Origin of the sequence: Sphingomonas sp. RB1R13, from assembly GCF_036663775.1 — a bacterium.
Classification (GTDB): domain Bacteria; phylum Pseudomonadota; class Alphaproteobacteria; order Sphingomonadales; family Sphingomonadaceae; genus Sphingomicrobium.
This window is the reverse complement of the sequence record NZ_JAXOJM010000082.1, coordinates 1-1131: the sequence shown is the minus strand read 5'-3', so window position 1 is coordinate 1131 and position 1131 is coordinate 1. Positions and strand designations below refer to the sequence as shown.

Here is a 1131-nt window from a genome sequence, read left to right as displayed (position 1 = left end):
AGGTGATGAGAAAGCCTTGCCATCGCGACATGACCAGCCGAGCGCCACAGCCTGGACAGGCAAAGACCTTGCCAAGGCCATACTGCGTCCGGCGGAACGGCACTCGGGTGACGCAATGGGGGCATGTTGGGCCCAATGCCATGAAGATGCTCCAGACTCCGCGCCCCCAGGAGTATCAGGCGGCAACGCCTGAACCGTCAAGCGTCTCAGGCGCGGGGATGTGCGGTGCGATAAATGTCGAGCAGATGCGCGGCATCGACCGCCGTGTAGATTTGAGTCGAGCTGAGACTGGCGTGCCCCAATAGCTCCTGTAGCTGGCGCAGATCCGCCCCCCGCCCCAGCAAATGGGTGGCGAAGCTGTGACGCAGCGCATGGGGCGTCGTCCGCCCGCCCAGCCCCAGCCGCTCGCGTGCGCCCTGCACCGCCCGGCGGATGATCGCAGGCGATAGCGGCCCGCCCTTCGCCCCCCGGAATAACGGCTCGCTTGGGATCAGCGGGTAGGGCGACTGGCGGGCATATTCCTCGATCGCGGTGCGCAGTTCGGGAAGCAGCGGCACCATCCGCGTCTTGCCGCGCTTACCCAACACGCGGATCGTCTCACCCAGCGGCAGGATGTCGGCGGGCAGCGCCATCGCCTCGCCGATGCGCAGTCCCGCGCCATAGAGCAGCAGAAGCACCGCCCAGTCGCGCGCCGCGATCCACGGCTCGGCGGCATTCTCGGCGATGTCCTCGCCCAGCGCCATGATATCGGCGGGGGACTGGGGGCGCGGGAGGCTTCGCTTGCGGCGAGGGCCTTTCAGCGGCGGCGGCTCGACGCCCGTCCAATGGAGGAAGGTTCGCACCGCCGACAATTCCCGCGCGGTGGAGGCGGCGGTGAGCCCCTCCCCCCGGCGCGCCGCAAGGAAGGCGCGCAGGTCGGCGGCGGTGACCCGCGCCAGACTGGCCGGGTCGATGGCCTCCCCCCAATGGTCCGACAGGAAACCGCACAGTCGCTCCGCCGTGGCGACATAGGCGCGAACCGTGTGGTCGGAGCGGCGCAGATCGACCGTAAGGTGGCGGTAATAATCGGCGATCAGCGCGGTCATGGAGCGAGTCTAGGGGATTATCCTGACCGATTGAACCATCCTTCCG

Annotated in this window: 1 protein-coding gene; it reads right to left on the bottom strand. The window is 68.1% G+C overall.

Going from position 1 to position 1131, the window contains the following annotated elements; translation table 11 throughout:
• Nucleotides 1-206: 206 nt before the first annotated feature.
• Nucleotides 207-1085 carry a tyrosine recombinase XerC gene (locus U1700_RS15065; protein WP_332753489.1) on the bottom strand — a complete coding sequence of 293 codons (879 nt, stop codon included), beginning with the start codon at nt 1083-1085 and terminating at the stop codon, nt 207-209.
• Between the last annotated feature and the right edge of the window lie 46 nt (nt 1086-1131).